The organism is Isoptericola sp. AK164 (assembly GCF_029643425.1).
Lineage (GTDB): Bacteria > Actinomycetota > Actinomycetes > Actinomycetales > Cellulomonadaceae > Isoptericola > Isoptericola haloaureus.
The window spans coordinates 3,315,722-3,333,708 of record NZ_CP119106.1; the positions used below are offsets into that span (position 1 = coordinate 3,315,722).

Annotated in this window: 16 protein-coding genes; 8 read left to right on the forward strand and 8 right to left on the reverse strand. The window is 72.8% G+C overall.

The window, feature by feature from the left end:
* Window positions 1-2 precede the first annotated feature (2 nt).
* From PO879_RS15170 to PO879_RS15185, 4 genes are all read right to left on the reverse strand, one after another.
* Window positions 3-821, reverse strand: a complete 819-nt coding sequence (locus PO879_RS15170) for a carbohydrate ABC transporter permease (protein WP_278235688.1) — start codon at window positions 819-821, stop codon at window positions 3-5.
* Window positions 818-1,801 carry a sugar ABC transporter permease gene (locus tag PO879_RS15175; protein WP_278235689.1) on the reverse strand — a complete coding sequence of 328 codons (984 nt, stop codon included), beginning with the start codon at window positions 1,799-1,801 and terminating at the stop codon, window positions 818-820. The genes PO879_RS15170 and PO879_RS15175 overlap by 4 nt, the downstream gene beginning before the upstream one ends.
* 75 nt (window positions 1,802-1,876) lie before the next feature.
* On the reverse strand, window positions 1,877-3,148 hold the full coding sequence (locus PO879_RS15180) for an extracellular solute-binding protein (RefSeq protein ID WP_278235690.1): 1,272 nt from the start codon (window positions 3,146-3,148) through the stop codon (window positions 1,877-1,879).
* Between the two features lie 82 nt (window positions 3,149-3,230).
* A complete protein-coding gene (locus PO879_RS15185) occupies window positions 3,231-4,250 on the reverse strand; it encodes a LacI family DNA-binding transcriptional regulator (protein ID WP_278235691.1) in 1,020 nt (339 codons plus the stop codon).
* Window positions 4,251-4,441: 191 nt separating this feature from the next.
* Between PO879_RS15185 and PO879_RS15190 the strand changes: the two genes are divergently transcribed.
* The 3 genes from PO879_RS15190 (at window position 4,442) to PO879_RS15200 (ending at window position 7,791) form a co-directional block, all read left to right on the forward strand.
* Window positions 4,442-5,065, forward strand: a complete 624-nt coding sequence (locus tag PO879_RS15190; protein ID WP_278235692.1) for a vitamin K epoxide reductase family protein — start codon at window positions 4,442-4,444, stop codon at window positions 5,063-5,065.
* 35 nt (window positions 5,066-5,100) lie between these two features.
* Window positions 5,101-5,433, forward strand: coding sequence for a hypothetical protein (locus PO879_RS15195; protein WP_278235693.1), 333 nt, complete (start codon window positions 5,101-5,103; stop codon window positions 5,431-5,433).
* Window positions 5,434-5,538: 105 nt separating this feature from the next.
* Window positions 5,539-7,791 carry a SpoIIE family protein phosphatase gene (locus tag PO879_RS15200; RefSeq protein WP_278235694.1) on the forward strand — a complete coding sequence of 751 codons (2,253 nt, stop codon included), beginning with the start codon at window positions 5,539-5,541 and terminating at the stop codon, window positions 7,789-7,791.
* A gap of 29 nt (window positions 7,792-7,820) precedes the next feature.
* Here the strand turns inward: PO879_RS15200 and PO879_RS15205 are convergent, their stop codons facing one another.
* Entirely contained in the window at window positions 7,821-8,264 is a 444-nt protein-coding gene (locus tag PO879_RS15205) for an ATP-binding protein (protein ID WP_278235695.1), read from the reverse strand.
* A 13-nt stretch (window positions 8,265-8,277) separates the two neighbouring features.
* Window positions 8,278-8,598: an STAS domain-containing protein gene (locus PO879_RS15210; protein WP_278235696.1), complete on the reverse strand. Its 321-nt coding sequence runs from the start codon at window positions 8,596-8,598 to the stop codon at window positions 8,278-8,280.
* 173 nt (window positions 8,599-8,771) lie between these two features.
* Here PO879_RS15210 and PO879_RS15215 point away from each other — a divergent pair, with 173 nt between their 5' ends.
* A complete protein-coding gene (locus PO879_RS15215) occupies window positions 8,772-9,866 on the forward strand; it encodes a PQQ-dependent sugar dehydrogenase (protein WP_278235697.1) in 1,095 nt (364 codons plus the stop codon).
* 38 nt (window positions 9,867-9,904) lie between these two features.
* Here the strand turns inward: PO879_RS15215 and PO879_RS15220 are convergent, their stop codons facing one another.
* Complete coding sequence (locus PO879_RS15220) at window positions 9,905-10,360, reverse strand: DUF2255 family protein (protein ID WP_278235698.1); 456 nt, start codon at window positions 10,358-10,360, stop codon at window positions 9,905-9,907.
* Between the two features lie 188 nt (window positions 10,361-10,548).
* On the opposite strand from PO879_RS15220, the gene PO879_RS15225 reads away from it, so the two are divergent.
* The 4 genes from PO879_RS15225 (at window position 10,549) to nhaA (ending at window position 14,932) form a co-directional block, all read left to right on the forward strand.
* The gene (locus PO879_RS15225; RefSeq protein WP_278235699.1) at window positions 10,549-11,061 is read left to right on the forward strand and encodes a VanZ family protein; all 513 of its coding nucleotides are present in this window, start codon (window positions 10,549-10,551) and stop codon (window positions 11,059-11,061) included.
* Window positions 11,062-11,167: 106 nt separating this feature from the next.
* Window positions 11,168-12,190 (forward strand): alcohol dehydrogenase catalytic domain-containing protein, encoded by a 1,023-nt coding sequence (locus PO879_RS15230; protein WP_278235700.1) that lies wholly within the window; start codon window positions 11,168-11,170, stop codon window positions 12,188-12,190.
* Window positions 12,191-12,279: 89 nt separating this feature from the next.
* Window positions 12,280-13,053, forward strand: coding sequence for an acyl-CoA thioesterase domain-containing protein (locus PO879_RS15235; protein WP_278235701.1), 774 nt, complete (start codon window positions 12,280-12,282; stop codon window positions 13,051-13,053).
* A gap of 61 nt (window positions 13,054-13,114) precedes the next feature.
* The gene (gene nhaA / locus PO879_RS15240; protein ID WP_278235702.1) at window positions 13,115-14,932 is read left to right on the forward strand and encodes a Na+/H+ antiporter NhaA; all 1,818 of its coding nucleotides are present in this window, start codon (window positions 13,115-13,117) and stop codon (window positions 14,930-14,932) included.
* A gap of 24 nt (window positions 14,933-14,956) precedes the next feature.
* On the opposite strand, the gene PO879_RS15245 is transcribed toward nhaA, so the two are convergent.
* A complete protein-coding gene (locus tag PO879_RS15245; protein ID WP_278235703.1) occupies window positions 14,957-17,917 on the reverse strand; it encodes a glycoside hydrolase family 43 protein in 2,961 nt (986 codons plus the stop codon).
* Between the last annotated feature and the right edge of the window lie 70 nt (window positions 17,918-17,987).

The window sequence follows — 17,987 nt, forward strand, 5'->3', positions numbered from 1 at the left end:
TCTCAGTCCTTGATGGCGCCCGCGGTCACACCCGCGGCGACGTAGCGCTGGGCGATCACCAGGAGGATCGCCGCCGGGATCGAGGCGACGACGGCCGTCGCCATGATCGCGTTCCACTGCGTCGTGTTGTTGCCGATGTAGTTGTAGATGCTCAGGGTGATCGGGATGAGATCGCCGTTGCGGTTGATCGTCGAGGCGAAGATGAAGTCCGACCAGGCCCACAGGAACGCGAACAGCGACACCGTCAGGACCGAGTTGCGCGACATCGGCATGACGATCTCCCAGAAGGTGCGCCACGCCCCCGCCCCGTCGACCCGCGCGGCCTGCAGCAGCTCGCGCGGGATGCCGGACATGAACGCCGTGAACAGCAGCACGCCGAACGGCACCGCGATCGTCGAGTCGGCCACGATCAGCCCCGGGATCGTGTTGAGCAGCCCGAGGTTGTTGTAGACGGCGTAGAAGCCCATCGCCATGACGACGGCGGGGATCATCTGCGCCACCAGCAGCAGGAAGTTCAGCGTGCGGCCGCCCCGCAGGTGCAGCAGCGCCAGCGCGTAGCCGGCCGGAGCGGCGATCACCACGGTGAGCAGCACCGAGCCGAGCCCGATGAGCAGGCTGGTGCCCAGTGCGGGCAGCTGCTGGGCGAACACCGCCTCGTAGCCCTCGAAGGTGGGGTCCCAGGGGAACCAGTGGGGCGGGTCCGCGCGCAGGTCGCGCGTCTGGGTGAAGGAGACGTTCACCATCCAGTAGACGGGGAACAGCATCAGCGCGGTGAAGACGAGACCCAGAGCCGTCTTCCACCAGACCTTGCGCTCGGTCATGACGTGGCCTCCTGTCGGTGCTGGAGGCGCAGGTGCAGGAACCCGAACACCAGCGCGATGACGATGAGCAGGTTGCCGACGGCGGCGGCCGGCGAGAAGTCGGGCTGCCCCGTGCCGAACGCCTCCCGGTAGGACCAGATGGCGAGCGTCGTGGACGAGTCGCCCGGCCCGCCCGTCGTCATGACCCAGATGACGTCGACGACCTTGAGCGTGTAGATCAGCCCGAGCAGGATCGTGATCGCGGACACCGGGCGCAGCAGCGGGAAGGTGATGGACCAGAACTGCCGCCAGGCACCGGCGCCGTCGAGGGACGCGGCCTCGTAGACGTCCCCGGGGATGTTCTGCAGCCCCGAGTACAGGATGACCAGGTTGAACGGGATGCCGAGCCAGATGTTGGCGATCGTCACGGACAGCAGCGCCGTGTCGGGGTCGGTGAGCCAGTTGATCTGCTCGCCGCCGAAGGCCGTGATCACCGAGTTGACGATGCCGTTCTCGCTGTTGAGCATCCAGGCCCACGTGGAGGCCGACACGATCAGCGGCAGCAGCCAGGGCACGAGGAACATGGCCCGCAGGGTGGTCGAGAGCCGGAAGCTCGACTTGAAGAACACGGCCAGGGCGAGGCCGAGCGTGAACTGGAAGGCGATCGACCCGAAGGTGAACACGGCCGTGTTCCACAGGGCTGTCGGGAACGTCGACGAGCTGAACACGTCGACGTAGTTCTGCAGCCCCACGAACTCGGCGTTGCCCTGCACGAACGCGCGGATCGTGTAGTCGTGCACCGACAGGTCGATGTTCCGCATCAGCGGGTAGGCGTAGAAGAGCACGAGGTACACCAGGAGCGGTGCGGCGAAGCCGACCGCGGCCCACTGGCTCGAGCTCAGCGTCCGTCGGCGTCGGGGGGCCGACGGCGCGGCGGGCTCGGTGCCCGCCGCGCCGCGCGACTCCCCGCGCGTCCCGACGTCTGCCGGGGTGCTGGTCATCAGAGGTCCTTCTCGACGGCCGCGCTCACGCGGGGTGAGCGCGGGGTGCGTTCAGGCTGACAGGCGGGACGCCGGTCAGCTGGTGGCGGCCTCGGCGTCGGCCTGCGCCGTCTCGAGGGCCTCGGCCGGGGTCGCCGCCCCGGACATGGCGTTCTGGACGGCGGTCCACAGCGCCTCGGAGATCAGCGGGTAGTCGGTCCCCAGACCGTCGCTGGTGCGGCCCTTGGCGCTCTGCACGGCCTCGACCCAGGGCTCCAGGTCGGGGTTCTCCTCGAGGAGCGCCTCCTGGCCCTCGGCCGTCGGCGGGATGTAGTACGCGAAGGTGTTCGCCGTCTCGACGAAGCCCTCCGGCGTCGTCATGCACTCGACGATCTGGCGGGTCACGTCGTAGCGCGCGGTGTCCTCCTGGACGGGCGCGACGATGAACTCACCACCGGTCGGCGCGGGGGCGACGCCGCCGTCCTTGGCCGGGAGCTGGACCAGACCGGTCTCGAACTCGGCCTCGGCGGCGCTGTTGACCTGCCAGGTGCCGTTCTCCGCGAACGCGAAGTCACCGGTGAGGAACTCCTCCCAGACGGTGTTCTGGGAGTTGTTGATCACGGTGTTGGGCGCGTAGCCCTCGTCCAGCCAGCCCTTCCACAGCTCGAGGGCCTCGACGGCCTCCGGCGAGTCGAGCTGGCTCAGGTCGGCACCGGAGCCCCAGAACCACGGGAGGAACTGGAAGGTGCCCTCCTCGGTTCCGATGGCGGAGAAGGTGATGCCCTTGCTCCCGGCGCCGGTGACCTGCTCGAGGGCGGCGGTCAGCGAGTCCCAGTCGGTGATCGACGCGGGGTCGACACCGGCCTCGTCCAGGATCTCGGCGTTGTAGTACAGCGAGAGCGTGTTGGCGCCGATGGGGATGCCGTAGGCGTTCCCGTCGACGACGCCCGCGTCCAGCAGGTTCTGGTCGATCGAGGACGTGTCCAGCCCGAACTCGTCGACCGTGGTCAGCATGCCGGTGTCGGCGAGCGTGGACACGGCCGGGTTGTCGATGAGGATGACGTCGGGCGACGTGCCCTCCTGGGCCGACAGCAGCGCCTGGTTGGTCAGCGCGGTCGTGTCGTACGCGGTGCGCTCGATGGTGACGCCGGCGTCCTCACCGCAGGCCTGCACGCGGGCCTCCCAGTCGGAGGAGCCGTCGTGCTGGGGGTACGGGTCCCACCAGGTGTAGGTGCCGCCCGGCGCGTCACCGGACTCGCCGCCGTCGGCGCCGGTCGAGCCGTCGTCGCTGGATCCGCAGGCGGCCAGCGCGAACGTGAGGCCGGTGACCCCCAGGATCCCGGCACCCCGCAGGGTGTACTTTCGCATCACGGTACTCCTCCTTGAATTCATCTCCGTGAGTGGGTGTCGTACCCGCCCGTGGCAGCGGGCGGAGCGGACCGGCCGCGCGTCAGACGCGCGGTCGGTCCGTACTTCCTCGGTCCACGATCTCCGGCGTGATGTACCGGACGACGTGCGGTTCGGTCACCTCGCCGCCACCCTCGATGCGGCGGACGAGCTGGCGCACGGCCATGCTCCCCAACCGGTCGGGGGCGCTCTCCACGGAGGAGTACGGCAGCGAGAAGTTGCGGGCGAACTCGTCCGAGAAGCGGCCGACGACCGAGAGGTCGGCCGGGACGGAGAGCCCGCGGGTCTGCAGGACGCTGGGCAGTGCTGCCGCGGCGGCCTCGTTGTTGAGCAGCAGCCCGGTGACGTCGGGGTGCTGCTCGAGCAGCGTGCGCAGGTCGGACCCGACCTGCGGCTGGTGCGCGGCGGCGGACGCGGTGTGCAGGCGCACCCCGCGCAGCGCGGCCTGGGCGACGGCGGCGTCGCGCAGACGCCACACGTACGCACCGCCGCGCTCGACGACGTGGTCGGGCTGGGAGACGAGCAGCAGCGCGCGGTGCCCCAGCGCGGCGAGATGGTCGACCATCGCGCGGCCGGCCTCCTCGAAGTCGAGGTCGAAGACGTCGACGCCGGTCGTGTCGCGCGGCAGGCCGACCAGGGCGCCCGGGGCGCCGGCGGTGCGCAGCACGGGCAGCCGGTCGTCCTGCTCGGCGACGTTCAGCAGGACGACGCCGTCGACCATGCGCGAGTCGGTGATGCGGCGCAGGGCGTTCGGGCCGTCGGCCTCGGAGACCAGCAGGGTGTCGTACCCGAGCTCGCGGGCGGTGTCGGTCACGCCGCGGATGTACTGCATCATCGCGGGGGCGAACTCGTCGTCGAAGAACTGGGCGAGGAGACCGATCACCCGCGTCTGCGAGGTGGCCAGGGCGCGCGCGCCGGCGTTCGGCGTGTACCCGAGCTGCCGGACGGCGTCCTCGACACGACGACGGACGTCGTGCGAGATCGCCCGCTTGCCGGACAGTGCGTACGACGCCGTGCTGCGGGACACTCCCGCGACCTTGGCAACGTCACCGATGGTGGCCACTGCGCCTCCTTGTTGCGAACCGGTTCGACAGTAGCCGGTGGGCTTCAGGTCACGCAACCCCCGTTATTTCACCGAGACTTTTCAACGTTTGCGAACCGATTCGACGATGCGAACGTGACCTGCCTCACGATCAGCCTGACCTGCGCCGAAGTGGTGACACGAGGCCCCCGCGGGCTCCTAGGCTTCCTCCCATGGAGCCACGCGAGGTCTCGCAGCCGCCCGGTCGCCGCCACTCCCGCACGTGGGTGTTCGGCGGGATGCTGTTCTCCGCGCTGATCAGCCTGACCGCCTCCCTGGTGCTGTCGATCGACGCCGTCGTGCTGGCGGCGGACCCCGGCACGGAGCTGTCCTGCGACATCAACGCGGTGCTCTCCTGCGGCAGCGTCGCGCTGTCGTGGCAGGCGCAGCTGCTCGGGTTCCCCAACGCCTTCCTCGGGCTGATCGCCGAACCGGTGGTCATCACGATCGCGGTCGCCGGCCTCGGCGGCGTCCAGTTCCCCCGCTGGTTCATGGCCGCGGCGCAGGGCGTCTACACGATCGGGCTGCTCTTCGCCTACTGGCTGTTCGCGCAGTCGTACTTCGTCATCCACGCGCTGTGCCCGTGGTGCCTGCTCGTGACGCTGTCCACCACCGTCGTCTTCATGACCCTCCTGCACTGGAACGTCATGGAGAACAACCTGTACCTGCCCCGGCGGGTGCAGCGCTGGGCCCTGTCGATGGTCCGCATCGACGCCGACGTCTACCTCACCGCGGCATGGATCATCCTCCTGGTCGCCGCGGTCCTGCTGCGGTACGGCAACGCCCTGCTCGGCTGACCCGCAACCGCGGCCCGCGCCGATAGCGTGCCGCCATGACGACGACGCCGCAGACCTCCGTACCCGGCCTCCTCGCCCACGCCCTCGGCGCGGCGCTGCTGGTCAACGCCGTCCCGCACACGGTGCACGGCCTGGCCGGCGAGCCCTTCCCGAGCCCGTTCGCGGACCCGCCGGGCGTCGGGGACTCGACCCCGGTCGAGAACGTCGTGTGGGGCGGCCTCAACGCCCTCGTGGGCGGTGCGCTGCTCCGGGGCGTCGGGGGGTCCCGTCCCCGGACGCGGGTGGACACGGCCGTCACCGTGGCGAGCGGTCTGGCCACGGCGTTCGCCGTCGCCCGCTACTTCACCGCGGCCCGCCGCCGGGGCTGATCCCCGCGGCCGTCCGGACCGTGGCGCGGCGCACGTCGCGTCGGCTCGTGAGGTGCCCCCGGCACCCGTATCCTCGTGCCTTCGGACGAACCATCGGAGGTGGGTGTGACCGAGCAGGGGTTCCTGGCTCCCGGTGAGGCGGTCGACCTCGACAACTGCGCGCGCGAGCCCATCCACATCCCCGGGCGGATCCAGCCGCGCGGGGTGCTGCTCGCGCTGCGGACCGACGACGGGCTCGTCCACCAGTGCACCGAGAACGTCGCGGACGTCCTCGGCGTCGACCTCGGCACGGTCCTCGGCGCCCCGCTCGCCACCGCCGTCGGCGACGAGGCCGCCCGGACGCTCCTGACGCACGTCGCGAGCGTGGACGACCCCCGCCTGCGCAACCCCGTCGAGATCGACATCGCCGTCCACGGGTCGCCCCGGCGGTTCGAGGCCGTGCTGCACCACGCCCCCGACTCCGCCCTCGACGGCCGCCCCGCGGTCCTGGTCGTCGAGCTCGAGCCCTTCTCCGGCCCCACCTCGCTGACCTACACGAGCACCTTCGAACCCGTGCGCGACGCCCTGACCGAGCTCGACCGGGCCAGCTCGCTGCAGCAGCTCTACGACGTCGCGGTGCGCCGGGTGCGCGAGCTCACCGGCTTCGACCGCGTGATGCTCTACCGCTTCGACCCCGACTACAACGGCGAGGTCGTCGCCGAGGCCCGCCGGGACGACCTCAACCCGTTCCTCGGCCTCCACTACCCGGCCTCGGACATCCCCCCGCAGGCCCGCGCGCTGTACGAGAAGAACTGGATCCGGCTCATCGCCGACGTCGGCTACCGCCCGGCCGACGTCGTCCCCACCGACGACCCGGTCAGCGGCCGGCCGCTCGACCTCACCTACGGCACGCTGCGCAGCGTCTCCCCGATCCACGTCGAGTACCTGCAGAACATGGGCGTCGACGCCTCGATGTCGATCTCCCTGCTCCGCGACGGCCGGCTGTGGGGGCTCATCGCCTGCCACCACTACAGCGGCCCGCACGCGCCGTCCTACGCGGCGCGCGCCGCCGCCGAGTTCCTCGGCTCCACCCTGTCCGCCCGGCTCGTGACCCAGGCCGAGGACGACCGCGCCTCGGCCGCGCGCCGCTCGGCCGGCGTCCTGGCGCGTCTGGTGGCCGTCACGCGCGATGACGACGTCCCCCTGACCAGCGCCCTCACCGGCGACCCGGGTCTGCTGGACCTGGTCGACGCGGACGCCGCGTTCGTCGTGGCCGAGGGCCGTGTCGAACGGCAGGGCGACGCACCCGAGGAGGAGGTCTGCCGCCGGCTGGCCCACGCGCTGGCCGAGCTGGACGTCGAGGTGCTGGTCACCGACCGCCTCGCGCGCCAGGAACCCGAGCTGGCGACCCTCGTGCCCGACGCCGCGGGCATGCTGGCGCTCGTCGTTCCCGGCGGGGCCGTGGCCGTGTGGCTGCGCCGCGAGGTCGTCCAGAGCGTCGACTGGGGCGGCGACCCGCGCAACAAGGCGATCGCGCGCCGCGAGGGCGACACCGTGCGCCTCTCCCCCCGCAAGTCCTTCGCCCGATGGCGCGAGATCGTCCGCGGCACCAGCGAGGCGTGGACCGACGACGAGATCGACGTGGCGACCTCGCTGCGCTCCTACCTCGGCGAAGGCCTGCTGCTGCGCGGCCGGCGGGACATCCGCGCCGCCGCGACACTCCAGCGCAGCCTGCTGCCCACCGAGCTGCCGACCGTCGAGGGGTGGACCATCGACGCGGTCTACGAGCCCTCGGGCGGCGGCCTGGCCGGTGGGGACTGGTACGACGCGCTCATGCTCACCGACGACCGGCTCGCCGTCGTCGTGGGCGACGTCTCGGGGCACGGCCTCTCCGCCGCCGCCACGATGGGTCAGCTGCGCAACGCGCTGCGCGCCCTGCTGGTCACCGGCAGCACCGCCGGGCAGGCGGTCGAGCAGGTCGACCAGCTGCTGCGCTCCACCCTGCCCGGCCAGGTCGCCACGCTGGTCGTCGCGGTGCTCGACCCGGAGACCGGAGCGGCGCAGTACGTGACCGCGGGTCACCCGCCGCCCGTCGTGGTCGGTCCCGACGGCGCCGTCGTCGCCGAGGCGCTGGGCACCCCTCCGCTGGGGGTGGGCCGCCGCGAGGCGCGCACGGGGACGGCGCAGGTCGCGCCGGGCGGGTCGCTGGTGCTGTTCAGCGACGGCCTGGTCGAACGCCGCGACGAGTCGATCGTCGACTCCCTGGAGCGGCTGCGCCGGGCCAGCGAGGACGGCCCGGGAGCGTCTGCTCTCGTCCGGCTCGTCCGCGACCCGGACTCGGACGACGACGCCACCGCCGTCGTCGTGCGGCGCGACTGAGCCGGACCGTCAGCGCGCCGGGACGCCCGTCAGGCCGGGACGACCGGCTCCCGCCGGGCCGCCGTGAACCTCGCCCAGACGTGCTTCCCGGCGTTCGTGGCGTACCAGCCGACCGCGTCGGCCAGCCGGGCGGCCAGCAGCAGGCCGAAGCCACCGCGGGCGGAGGGGTCCTCGGCGACCTGCGGTGCGCAGGACGGGGTCCGGTCGGCGACGTCGAGGAGGAACTCCCCCTCCCGGGCGAGCAGCCGCACGGCCGCCGGGCCGCCGCCGTGCTCGATCGCGTTGGTCGCCAGCTCGCTCGCGACGAGCAGGACCGACTCGGGCACCTCGTCGAGACTCGTGCCCCGCGCGACGGGAAGGTTCGCCTCGAGATCGCCCCGCAGCGCGGCGATCTCGTCGATCGTCAGGAGCGGCCACGACCTGACCTCGCGGAACCCGTCGGGCGCGGGCGCGGCGGTGATCCTGGTGTCCACGATCTCGCCTCCTTCAGTCCGCGAGAACGAACAGCGTATCCACACCGCTCAGCTTCAGTAGATCGAGCACACGATCCGGGACGCCCGTGAGCACCGGCGGGGTGGGCTTGGCCTCCGCGGCCAGGTAGAGCAGCCGGAGCCCACCGGAGTCGATGAAGGTCACGTCGGCGAGGCTCACCGTCAGCGGCTCGTCGGCGGTGGCGGCCAGGTGCGCCTCGAGCTCCTCGCCGACGCGCTTCTTCACCGCTGCGTCGACCTCACCCCACATCGTCCAGTGGGCACGCTCGGGGTCGGCGTGCACGCCGCCCTGGGTCTGCTGGTCGTCCACAGGCATCCTCACTCGGTCTCTCCCTGGGCCGCGTCTTCTCCGCGGACCGGAGACATATAGTGCCCGATGCTCGCGTCCCGCGCAGCACGTCCGGCGCGCACCAGGTCAGGGCCTGCGCGTGCGCTGCCGACGGCGGTCGGGCAGGATCGGCCGCGAGGATCGACCGCCAGGAGTGACACGTGCCGACGACACCGTCCCGGGCCGCTGCCGCCAGCGTGCTGGCCGGACTGCTGCTGGCCGCGTGCAACGCGTCGGACGACGGCGGCGGCTCCGACGGCGCCGCCCCGGAGAGCGCCGCGAGCTCGCTGCCCGCCTCCCCCACCGGCGAGGCGTCGACGGTCGCGACCGGGCTGGCCGCCCCGTGGTCCGTGACGTTCGTCGAGGGCACCCCGCTGGTCAGCGAGCGCGACAGCGCGCGGATCCTCGAGCTCGCCGACGACGGCGCGGCCCGGGAGGTCGGGGTCGTGGCCGGCGTCGACACCGCGGGCGAGGCGGGGCTGCTCGGTCTCGCGGCCCACGACCGCCGTCTGTACGTCTACTCCACGACGAGCGACGGCAACCGGATCCAGCGGTACACCCTGGACGGGGAGCCCGGCGCCTTCACGCTGGGTGACCCCGTCACCCTGGTCGACGGCATCCCCGCTGCCCGCTTCCACGACGGCGGACGGCTCGCGTTCGGCCCCGACGGGATGCTCTACGCCACCACCGGCGACGCCGGGGACCCGGACCGGGCGCAGGACCCGGACTCGCTCGCCGGCAAGATCCTGCGGATGACGCCCGACGGCGGGCCTCCGGACGACAACCCCTTCCCGGGCTCGCTCGTCTACAGCCTGGGCCACCGCAACGTGCAGGGGCTGGCGTGGGCCGACGACGGCACGCTGTTCGCGACCGAGTTCGGGCAGAACACCTGGGACGAGCTCAACGTCGTCGAGCCGGGCGCGAACTACGGCTGGCCGGAGGTCGAGGGCGTCGCCGGCGCCGAGGGGTACGTCGACCCGGTCCAGCAGTGGCGGCCCGGCGACGCCAGCCCCAGCGGGCTGGCCCACCTGGACGGCACGCTGTTCGTCGCGAACCTGGGCGGCGAGGTGCTGCGGGCCGTACCGGTCGACGACCCGTCGACCTCCGCCGTCGTCGTCGAGGACGAGGGCCGACTGCGCGACGCCGTCGTCACGCCGGACGGCGAGCTGTGGATCGTCACCAACAACACCGACGGGCGGGGTTCACCCGGGCCGGACGACGACCGGGTCCTGCAGCTCGAGGTCGCCGGCTCCTGACCGGCAGCGGTCGGGTCGGCCGGGCCCGGCGCGTCCGGTCAGGCCGAGCACGGGCACGGCGTGCGGTCCGTGACCGCCACGTCCCGCGCGACCCGGGCCCGCTGCTGCCAGGCGCCCAGCCGGTCCGCGACGCGCTCGGCGACGGTCGGACGGCGCTGCCGCAGCCGGTACGTCGAGGCGGCGGCGTCGTCGGACACCATCGCGGCGACCTGCTCCGGGCGGCACCGGCCGTAGGTGGCGCGGAAGGCGTCGTCGAGCGCGTCGTGCATCTCCGGCGCGACCTCGCTCAGCACGACGAAGTGCTCCGCGCCGCCGACCCGGACGCGACCGCGACCGCGGGCGTCGACGACGGGACGGGGCTCGGCCAAGCGCAGGTAGACGTCGTCACCGACCTGGACGAGCCACGCCGGGGCCGGGACCTCCTCGCCGAGCAGGTGGACGACGCCACCGGTGGGCAGCGCGTCGGTCTCCGGTCGGGTCGTGGCGATCGTCATGGGGCTCCTCGAGGGGTCGGGGGTGGCGGCGGCCACAGGCTTCACGGGTGACAACACCCGGGGCGCGGAATGATTCCGCCGTGGTGAGAACACCACCCGACCACGGCCGGCTCTCGTCGAGGAGTTCCCGACGAGAGGTGTACCGACAGGACCTGTCGGCCGGCCGGGAACCTTCCTAGCGTCGAGCCATGGACGACCGCAGCGAGACCCCTCGGCGCGACCCTGCCGCGCGAGACGTGACGTGGGCCCTGACCGCCCTGACGTACCTGGGGTTCCTGGCCCTGCTCACCCTCACGCCCCGGCCGTGGGGCCGGGAGGTCGACCAGGTGCCGTTCGGCGTGCTCAACCCCGCCGCCTGGCTCTCGTCCGCCACGTGGACCACAGGGACGGCACGCGAGTTCGTCCTCAACATCCTGCTGTTCGTCCCGGCCGGCCTGCTGGCCGCGCGGTTCCGCGGGGCGTGGGGGCTGGCCGCCGCCGTGCTGCTCACCGGTGCCGTCGAGGTCGCCCAGATCCCGCTGGCCAACCGGCTGTCGGACCCCCGCGACATCGTCGCCAACGTCGGCGGCGCCCTGGTCGGCCTCGCCCTCGGCGCCGCCTCGCGGTCCGGCGCGCCACCGTCACCGCCACCGCGGCCGCCGACCGGGCGGGCGGCCACCGACCCGTCGGCCCCTGAGGGGGACCGCCGGAGCATGTACTGACAGTGACTGTCTCGGACCGGCGAGGCCGCCTAGCGTCGCCGTCGGCGGTCGACGTCATCCGTCGTCCGACACCACGTCCCCCACCGAACGAGAGGTACGCACCACCATGCGCGCATCCGTCATCTACGGCGCCGGCGACGTCCGCGTCGAGGACCTGCCGGCCCCGACGATCCAGGAGCCGACCGACGCGGTCGTCCGCGTCACCCTGGCCTGCGTGTGCGGGTCCGACCTGCACCCCTACCACTCCATGCCCGCCTCGGAGCAGGGCGTCCCGATGGGCCACGAGGCCATCGGCGTCGTCGAGGAGATCGGGGACGACGTCACCGGCGTCTCCGTCGGCGACCACGTCGTCGTCCCGTTCGCCTACGCGGACAACACCTGCTCCGTCTGCCGGGACGGCTTCCAGACCGCCTGCTCCCACGGCGGGTTCTTCTCCGGGGCCCAGGCCGAGAAGCTCCGCGTCCCGCAGGCCTCCGGCACGCTGGTGCAGATCCCGGACGACGTCGACGAGGCCCTGCTGCCCTCCCTGCTCACGCTGTCCGACGTGTACCTGACCGGCTACCACGCCGCCTTCATGGCCAAGGTGCAGCCGGGCCAGACCGTCACCGTGATCGGTGACGGCGCCGTCGGCCTCTCCGCCGTCCTCGCGGCGAAGCAGATGGGTGCCTCGACGATCATCCTCATGGGCCGCCACAAGGACCGCACCGACCTCGGCCGCGAGTGGGGTGCCACCGACGTCGTCGCCGAGCGCGGCGAGGAGGGCATCGCGAAGGTCATGGAGCTCACCGGCGGCGAGGGCTCGCACGTCGTGCTCGAGGCCGTCGGCCACATGCCCGCCTACGAGCAGTCGTACGGCGTGGTCCGCCCCGGGGGCGTCATCTCCCGCGTCGGCGTGCCCCAGTACGAGGAGGCCCCCGTCGGGTTCATGTCGCTGTTCGGCAAGAACGTCACCCTCAACGGTGGGCCCGCGCCGGTGCGCGCCTACCTCGAGGCCGCCATCCCGCAGGTCCTCGACGGCACCATCGAGCCCGGCAAGGTCTTCGACGCCGAGGTCTCCCTCGACGACGTCGCCGAGGGCTACCGGCTCATGGACTCGCGCGAGAAGATCAAGGTCCTCGTGCGCCTGTGACACCGTGACGTCGACGGCCCGGGACGCCCTGACGGCGTCCCGGGCCGTCGCGCCCCCGGGGCGGGACGGCCCCTGCCAGGATGGCCGCCATGGCCTACTTCCGACGCACCGACGCCTCGACCTTCGCCCCGACCGACCTCGTGGGCGGGGCCTGGCGCACCGACGAGCAGCACGTGGCACCCACGTTCGGTCTGCTCACCCATCTCGTCGAGACCGACCGCACCGCCCGCGGACGCGACGACCTCGCACCGGTCCGCCTCACCTTCGACGTCTGGGGCCCGTACCCCCTGGCGCCCATGGACACCGCCGTGCGCGTGCTCCGCCCCGGACGCGGGGTCGAGCTCGTCGAGTCGGAGGTGTCGTGCGCCGGCCGCACGGTCGCCACGCTGCGAGCCTGGCTCGCCGGCCGCGCGGACACGACCGAGCTCGCGGACGGCGCGCCGTCGGCGGTCCCCGGACCCGACGAGACCCCCTCGTGGGACCCGACGACGGACTGGCCCGGCGGTTTCATCTCCTCGCTCGACGTCCGACGGACCCTCGCCGGACCCGGTCGCGGCACGGCATGGGTGCGCACGGACGTCCCCCTCGTCGAGGACGAGGAGGTCGGCGCCCTCGCACGGACCGCCGGCCTGCTCGACGTCGCGAACGGCATGACCGTCCGCGCCGACCCCCGCCGGGTCGCCTACCCCAACCTGGACCTCACCGCCCACCTGTTCCGGCACCCGACGGACGGGTGGCTCGGCCTGGACACCACCGTGACGTTCGGCGCGGGCGGGACCGGGACGACCGCCTCCGTCCTGCACGACACCGCCGGGCCGTTCGGCCGGCTGGCGCAGGCGCTCGTCGTCCGGCCGCTCGGCTGAGCGGGCCTGCGCCGCGCGCACCGCCGTCGTACGCTCCCGACAGCCCCCTGAAGGAGACCGCATGGCCCGCCTCGACCTGACTCAGCGGCTGCGCACCGACACCGGCGCGGCCGTGCTGCTGCTGTCGGTCACGCTGCTCGCGCTGCTGTGGGCAAACTCGCCGCTCTCCGGGGCGTACTCGGCGCTGTGGGAGACCGCGGTCAACCTCGAGATCGGCGACCTGGCCTTCGACATGGACCTGCACCACTGGGTCAACGACGGGCTGATGGTGCTGTTCTTCTTCGTCGTGGGTCTGGAGGTCCGCCAGGAGCTGTCGGTCGGGTCGCTGCGACGGCGCAGCCAGCGACTCGTCCCGCTGGTGGCGGGCACGGCCGGCGTCGTCGTCCCGGCCCTGATCTACCTGGCGATCGCCGGCGGCGCGGCACCCGAGGGATGGGGCGCCGTCGTCGGCACCGACACGGCGTTCCTGCTCGGGGTGCTGGCCCTGGTGGGGCCACGGATGTCCAACCAGCTGCGGGTCTTCCTGCTGACCCTGTCCGTGGTGGACGACTTCCTGGCGGTGACGATCATCGGCGTCGTCTACTCCGAGGACGTCCGGATCGGTCCGCTGCTGATCGCGGCCGCGTGCCTCGGGGCGCTGTGGCTGCTCGGGCGGATGCGTGAGTGGCGCAGCACCCCCTACGTGCTGGTCGTCGTCGTCCTCTGGGGCGCCACGATGCAGGCCGGTGTCCACCCCTCCATCGCGGGGATGCTCGCCGGTCTGCTGGTCCCGGCCGCCCTGACCCGGCGGGCCGACGTCGTGCGCACGAAGAACCTCTACCGCGCCTACTGGCAGTCGCCCAGCGCGAGCGTCGCCCGGGACGTCCACCTCGGGCTCTCCCGGTCGATCTCGGTCAACCATCGCCTGCACGAGGTGCTGAACACCCCGGTGAACGTCGTCGTCGTGCCGCTGTTCGCCCTGGCCAACGCCGGGATCGACCTCCGGGGCGGCGCGCTCGGCGAGGCGCTCGCCTCGTCCATCACCTGGGGAGTCGTCGGCGGCCTGGTGATCGGCAAGCTGGTGGGCATCAGCCTGGGGACCTGGGCGGCGGTCAAGGCCGGGCTGGGGACGCTGCCCGACGGCGTCGGCCCCGGCAGCGTGCTGGGCGGCGCGGCGCTGTCCGGCATCGGGTTCACCGTGTCCCTGCTGGTGATCGGCCTCGCCTTCGACGACGAGTCGCAGGTGCAGGCCGCCACGGTCGGCGTGCTGCTGGCGCTCGTCCTCGCCTCGCTGGTCGCCTGGGCGCTGTTCCGGCTGGCCCGTGTGCGGTGGGGCGAGGAGACCGCCGACCTGCCGACGACGCTCGACCCCCCGGTGGACCCCCGTCACGACCACGTCCAGGGCGAGCCCGACGCCCCGCACACGATCGTCGAGTACCTGGACTACGAGTGCCCGTTCTGCGCCCGCGCCACCGGCATGTGGCGCGACCTGCGCGACGAGCTCGACGGCCGGGTCCGCTACGTGGTGCGTCACCTGCCCCTGGACGACGTGCACCAGCACGCCCACCTGGCCGCCGTCGCCGCCGAGGCCGCGCACCGGCAGGGGCGCTTCTGGGACATGCACCACCATCTCTTCGCGCACCAGTCCCGCCTCGAGGCGGAGGACCTGCGCGGCTACGCCGACGAGCTCGGGCTCGACGTCGAGCAGTTCGACGCGGACCTGGCGGACGAGTCGCTGCACGCCCGCGTCCGCGACCACGCCGAGAGCGCCCGCCTCAGCGGGGCCCGGGGCACGCCGACCTTCTTCCTGGACGGCGTGCGCCACCAGGGTCCGCACGACGCGGCGACGCTGATCGCCGCGATCGAGGAGCTGGACGCCGCGGGGCGGACCGGGCGCTGACCCGTCCCGCCCCGCGGCCGTTCCTCAGGCGCCCGGGGGCGCGGTGGGCAGGCCGCTCACCGTGACCTCGGAGACCTTCAGGTAGGAGCCCGGCGTGGCGAACGTCAGCCGGAACCCGGTCGCGACGGTCGGGTCGATCGCGACGGTCGTGGGCTGGCCGTTCGCCGCGGGGGCCACCCCCGTCGCCACCGTCGTCCACAGGCCGTCGGTGCCGCGCGCGGCGACGTCGACCGAGGCGATGGTGCCCTCGGTGTTCGTGAACGACAGCTCGTCCACCGAGACGGCGGTCTCGGGCAGCACCTCGTAGGTCGCCTCGTCCGGCGACGAGCCGCCGTCCCAGGTGGACCACGCCGTGCCGGTGTCACCGTCGCAGGCCCGCTGCGCCGGCATGGCCTCGTACCGCGTCTGGTGGAACGACGCCGCGACCTGGGTCCCGGTGAGGGTGCACAGGTCGACGGGGGCCTGCGCCGGGACCGACAGCTCGCTGATCTTGAGGTACGAGCCGGGCGTGGCGAAGGTCAGCCGGAGCGCGTCGGTGGTCACCGCGTCGAAGCCCACGGTGGTGACCGCCCCGTTGGCGGCCGGGGCGACGTCCTGCGCCGTCGTGGGCTGCCACGTGCCGTCGGCGGCACGGTGGTCGACGCTGACGTCCGCGAGGGTCCCCTCGGTGTTGGTGAAGACGATCTCGTCGGCCCCGAACGGGGAGCCCGCGTCCACCGTGAACGTCACCGGGTCGTGCGTGGTGCCGCCGTCCCAGGTCGACCAGGCGGTGGCGCCGTCGTCGTCGCAGGCACGCTGCGCCGGCATCGTCTCGTACTGCGTCTGGTGGAACGACGCGGAGACGGTCGTCCCCGCCGCGCTGCACACGTCGACGTCCCCCAGCGGTCCCCACACCTCGACCTCGGCGACGGACTGCCAGGTGCTGGTGTCGGTGTGCAGGAGCACGCGCAGCCCGGTGGTCGCCGGGATCCCCGCGGCGTCGAGCTGCACGACCGGCGCTCCGGCCGCGGGGTCCTGCACGACGTCGGCGCCGACCCCGGCGTCGGTCCAGGAGCCCGAGGCGTCCCGGTACTGGAGGTCGACGCGTGACGGCCAGGTCGCACCCGCCCCGTCGGCGTAGGTGTGCAGCACGACCTCGTCGGGCTCCTGCGTGCCGTCCCAGGTCAGCTCGAGCCACGAGTCGAGCGGGTACCCGCTGCTGGACCAGTCGTCCCAGCCCTTGGAGCGGGTGTCCCCGTCCACGGTGGTGGCCGCGAGCCCGGTGCGGCTCGAGGCCGACACCGTCGCGTCGCGCGCCAGGTTGACGGTGCCGTGCTCCCACACGGTCAGCTCCCGCGTGAACCGGCGCCCGGCGCCGAAACCGGCGCCGGCCGCCAGCGTGCCGGTCACGGTCTGCCGACCGAGCAGGTCCAGGTCGGCGTCCCAGGTGACGGCGACGTCCGACGTCGTCGTCCCCGCCTGGACGGACACGGTCGCGGGGAGCACGGCGGCCGGGTCGGCACCGCGCAGGACGGTCTCCGGGAGACCGTCGTCGACGACGGTCCAGATCTCCTCGCCCGCGCCCTGGTCGTCCCAGTACGTCGCGTCCCAGCCGGACCCCCAGGCGGTCGGGTCCTCGTCGGCGGGGTTGCGCATCTCGAGCCGTCCGCCCTCGCCGACGGTGATCGGCAGCCACACGTAGGTGGAGTCGGCCGCGCCGTTGTTCCACCGGTCGCCGAGGTAGACGTGCCGCCCGCCCCCCAGGGAGAGCACGTCCGTGGACTGCGACCCGAAGGTCGTCCCGCGGCCGTCGCCGACCGACAGCCGCCCGTCGCCGCCCTCGGGGATGGCGTCGTAGGAGATGTTCTCGGCCGGGTCGTCGGCCTCGACGCCGCGGATCCAGGTGCCGAAGAGGTCGTCGGCCGAGTAGTAGCTCTGCGAGTTCGGCGCCCAGCCCGTCGCCCCGGACGCGACCGTGTAGTAGGTGCCGCCGTGCTCGAACACCGCGGGCGCCTCGAGGTGGCCGCACTCCTTGACGATCTGGAAGTCGTCCCCGCGCACGGGGGCCTGCGGCGACCCGTCGGCGAACAGGTACGGGTACTGCCCGTCCTCGGAGTACTGGATGCCGACCGGGTCCTGGGTCGTGGTGTGCTCGACGTTCGTGTAGTCGGCGTTCAGACGAGCGATGTAGAGGGTGTGGTTCTCCTCGGAGGAGTACACGATGTACGCGCTGCCGTCGTCCTCCTGGAAGACGGTCATGTCCCGCGCCTGGCCCGGGACCGCCGAGCCGGTGCACGCCTGGTAGTCGGCACGGTTGTACAGCCGGAAGGACCCCGTCATGCGGAACGGGCCCGTGGGGCTGTCGGACACCGCGACGGCGGCCATCGACCGCGAGTACGTGCTGCCGCCGACGCTGGTCTGCCCGTCGGCGTGCCACCACATCACCCAGGTGTCGTTCTGGGCGTTGTAGAGGACCTTCGGCCGTTCGAAGATCGCGGTGTAGTCGGACGCCTGGGCGGAGTTCAGGTAGTAGTTCAGCTCGTCGACGCGCGCGGTGTCGACCGTACCGTCGTCGGCCACCGTGTTGTACAGATCGTCGAAGTAGGGGTCCTCCAGCTCGCTCGCCGTCGCGACGCTGCGCAGCGCGATCCCCTCGTTCGTCCAGTTCAGCGTGTCGGTGGAGCGGTAGACCGCGACGCCGGGGCTGTCCCAGTAGCCGTTGCTGCGGTCCTCCCCGTACCAGTAGTGGACGGTCTGGCCGTTCTCCTCGACCGTGACGACCTGCCCGCCGTGGGCCTGGACGTGCCGACCGTCGGTGTCGTACCAGAGCGGCTGGAAGTAGTCGGGTGCGATGCGCCCCGGGTCGTCGATCGCTCCGTACCGCGTGTACGTCGGCGGGTCGTCCGTGGTCGGTACGCCGTCGGCCGCGTGCCCGGCGGGCACCACGGCGGCGGACAGGACGAGTGCCGCGACGGTCGACGCGACGAGTGCATGACGAGACCTCATCGTCTCTCCGTTCGTTCGCGCTGCCCGCTGGGCAGCCGGCGTCGTTGCCAGGATGTTGACGTCAACATCC